The organism is uncultured Sunxiuqinia sp., assembly GCF_963974515.1.
In the GTDB taxonomy this organism is placed as follows: domain Bacteria; phylum Bacteroidota; class Bacteroidia; order Bacteroidales; family Prolixibacteraceae; genus Sunxiuqinia.
Genome location: NZ_CAXBDD010000189.1, coordinates 1 through 3,449, shown reverse-complemented (window position 1 = coordinate 3,449; position 3,449 = coordinate 1). Strand labels below are relative to the sequence as shown.

The 3,449-nt window shown below is 45.7% G+C and carries 4 protein-coding genes; 2 read left to right on the top strand and 2 right to left on the bottom strand.

All coding sequences use genetic code 11. The annotated features are described in order from the left end of the window. A partial coding sequence (locus AAC033_RS18685) for a MotA/TolQ/ExbB proton channel family protein (RefSeq protein WP_339741004.1) occupies positions 1 to 293 on the bottom strand: 293 nt, incomplete at its 3' end. Between the two features lie 228 nt (positions 294 to 521). Here AAC033_RS18685 and AAC033_RS18680 point away from each other — a divergent pair. Together AAC033_RS18680 and AAC033_RS18675 are read left to right on the top strand one after the other, a co-directional pair. Then, complete coding sequence (locus AAC033_RS18680) at positions 522 to 1,562, top strand: histidine kinase (protein WP_339741002.1); 1,041 nt, start codon at positions 522 to 524, stop codon at positions 1,560 to 1,562. A 7-nt stretch (positions 1,563 to 1,569) separates the two neighbouring features. After that, positions 1,570 to 2,286 carry a LytTR family DNA-binding domain-containing protein gene (locus tag AAC033_RS18675; protein WP_339741000.1) on the top strand — a complete coding sequence of 239 codons (717 nt, stop codon included), beginning with the start codon at positions 1,570 to 1,572 and terminating at the stop codon, positions 2,284 to 2,286. Positions 2,287 to 2,384: 98 nt separating this feature from the next. On the opposite strand, the gene AAC033_RS18670 is transcribed toward AAC033_RS18675, so the two are convergent. Continuing rightward, positions 2,385 to 3,317, bottom strand: a complete 933-nt coding sequence (locus AAC033_RS18670) for a hypothetical protein (protein ID WP_339740998.1) — start codon at positions 3,315 to 3,317, stop codon at positions 2,385 to 2,387. Between the last annotated feature and the right edge of the window lie 132 nt (positions 3,318 to 3,449).

Below are 3,449 nucleotides of genomic sequence, written 5' to 3'. Positions count from 1 at the left end.
CCAAACAGCGGGCCAATCAAAGCCATTTTCAGGTGACTGGCAAACATACTTGGACTAATGTCACCGGCAGCCTGAATTTTATCGAATGCCTGAATCAATCCAATGGTTCGCCCCAGGTATCCCCAAACCAAACAAAACCATCCCAGCGAAACCAACAGGGATTTTGTTTTTGAGAAGTCGCCTTTTCCTGTGAAAGCCCTGGCGAATAAAACCAGACAAACGATCACCAAAATGAGAATCATGTAGGTGATATAAACACCACCGTCGACTAAAATTTGACTAAATGAAGGCATAACATTTTGTTTTTTGGTTATTACAAAATCAAATGTACGCGCGATTTTCCAATCTTTTTTTTATTTGCGGCGAACGAATATAAAAGCTCGCTTTACAACCATTTTAATGATACAAAGCGAAATATAGTTCTTTCCGCTGCGAAATCCATCTCAAAAATGGTTGCCGGCCGATAAAAAATTACCAATTAAAAGAAATTACGTACTATTGCTATTATGAACATTCTTCGAATGATTAAAACCAGGTTTATTCTGATTCACATCCTGCTGTGGATTTCAGTCTGGTTTTTCTTTGTTTACTTCTTCAGCTATAACAACGACAATACGAGGTACATTCTATGGTTTTCGAGCCTGTTGTTGCCACTCACCATTGGGGTGACTTATTTTATGGTTTATTTTCTTATTCCCAACTATTTACTCAAGGAAAAGTACTGGAAGTTCGGCCTGTACAGCTTTTATCTGCTGGTTTTCACATCGTATGAAATTGTATTATTGCTGTATGGGTGCCTGTATTTCTTATTGAATTTTGATATTAACAGCATGCCGCCCATGAGCAAAAATTTCACCTTTGTTCTCGTGCTGGTATTCCTGGTTGTGGGGCTAGTCAGCTTTGTCAATCTGCTGAACCGCAACTTCAAAACGATTTCTTTAAATAAAGAACTTGAAAACAAAGTTTTAGCGACTAATCTGCAGCTCAAGGAGCAGGAATTGCACTATCTGAAAATGCAAATCCAGCCCCACTTTCTGTTTAACACGCTGAATACCATTTATGGCTTTGCCTTGAAGCAGTCCAAACAGACTCCCGAACTCATCTTGAGACTTTCCAACCTGCTCGATTATATCTTGTACCAGGTTAGCAAGCCGCGGGTGAGTTTAAAAGAAGAGGTTTTGCACATTGGCGAGTATATTGAACTGGAAAAGATCCGGTTCCAAGACACACTGAACGTCGTTTTTGCTTCCGACGAAATTGATGAAGACGTTCAGATAGCGCCTATGCTACTGATACCGTTTGTTGAAAATGCCTTTAAACATGGCACACTGGAAAAAGGCTTTTTGCGGATTGAAATGAACGTTTCGGTCAAGGAAAATCACTTGCGCTTTTTCCTTCGAAATTCGTTTTTGGATGATGAAGAGATACCGGAAAAAACAGGCATTGGACTGGAGAACATCCGCAAACGGCTGGAACTGCATTACAAAAACAATCACGAACTTTCGATTGTAAAATCAGATAAATGGTTCACCGTGAATTTGTCCATTTCTAATTTAAACTGAAGCTCTGATGACTGAAATAATCCGATGCATCCTGGTTGACGATGAGCCGGTGGCCCGTGAAGTTTTGGAAAACCATCTGGCCAAAATTAACACGGTTCAGGTGATGGCCCGCTGCAAGAGCGCCCTGGAGGCATTCCAGGTGATCAATTCTGAAAAAGTCGATCTGATCTTTCTGGACATCAATATGCCGGAGATTTCAGGGCTATCGTTTGCACGTTCGATTAATAAACACATCAAAGTGATTTTTACCACCGCCTATCGGGAATATGCTGTGGATGGTTTCGACTTGCAAGCAGTGGATTATCTGCTGAAACCCATCTCGTATGAACGACTGCTGCAGGCCATTAATAAGTATCGGGATGAAAATGCCCCGGTGAGAAACTACGAACCTGTGGAGATCATGCCGGAACGAAGCGACTATTTCTTTGTCCGGGCCGACCGGAAAATGATCAAAATAGACTTTGCCGAAATTCGCTTTGTTGAGAGTCTTAGCGACTATGTAAAAATTCATTTGACCGACAAAACAGTTGTGACCCGGGAAACCATTACCAATATTGAAGCAAAATTGCCCCAGAAAGATTTCATTCGCACGCACCGCTCATTTATCGTTTCCATCCGGAATATTGATTCGTTTACGGGTGAATCTATCGAAATGGGCAAAAAGCAAATCCCGATCAGTCGAAGCTACAAAAAAGAGGTACTCCAAAAACTGGAAGGGCGCTAGCCGAAGCAGACAAGAAAACCTCAGTTGATTTCTTTTATCGACAATCACAAGAACGAATATCGGAACGACCGAATTTTTCCCGGACGCCCCGGACTGGTTCAGCTTTCTTTTTTCCCAAACAGCTTTTTCCGGATATAGGTAGCCAACAGGCCGGCAATGAAAGCCAGCACGGGCAGCAGGATTTTGTTGAGCAACCACAAGGGGTCTTCTTGCAGGGTATCCCACAAACGCGTCCATAGCGTGCTCTGATTGACTTTGACCCGGATGTTGATGGTTTGTGGCGACACAAAATTGTTCCAGGAGTGGTCGACATAGTTTTCTATTTTGATGGTCAGCTTTTTGTCCCCCGGGCTGAGGGGTTCAATCTCCCAATCAAAATACTGGGTGTATCCTCTCGCGAAGTGCCGGTAATAGACGGCTTCGTCGCTGATCAGTTTAAAATCGTCGGGATTGAACACGAGTGTGACCCGCAAGGAATCGCTGAGTTTGATGTCGTGCACCTTCGAATCGCCCGCGACCTCGCCTTCGCTGATCCCCATGCTCTGGCTAAAACTTTCGATGGCCTTGTCGACATCGATCTGCTGCCGAACCAGGGCCATCACCCGTTCAACCCGGTGCTCAACCATGGAATCGGAAGCGTAAACCATCATCTGTCCGCCATACACCTGCTCCCCGGGCGCTGCGGTTTCCATGGGTATATCGATCATCTCGGGCTCACCGTCGTCAGAGTCAATCGCCCCGATCACCCCCGGCTCCTGGGCCATTTGTTCCTCTTCGTTTGCCAGAACCGGCGATTCGGGCTCGACGGGCCTGGGAGCTCCCGGTGCAGCTTCGACAGGCACGGCGGGTTCCTCCTCCGGATCGGGTTCGGCAGGAGCCATCAGCGTGTCGGGTTCGACAACAACGGCATCGGGTTCCTCCACCTTCTGATCGGATTGGACGCCGCAACTTCCGCCAATCATAAAAAGCAGGAGGATGAGCAGATAGGCAGGATCGGCTTGTTGGTAAAGATGTTGACTAGTTCGTTTCATTCTGTCAGGCTAAGGAATTCGTACACTGAGTTCAATTTCGCTACACAAGTTACGAAATCGAACGGGGGAAATCAACCGGGGGAGGAAGTAGGAAGTGGGCAGTGGAGCGCCCCGGGCGATCGGAACTCCCTT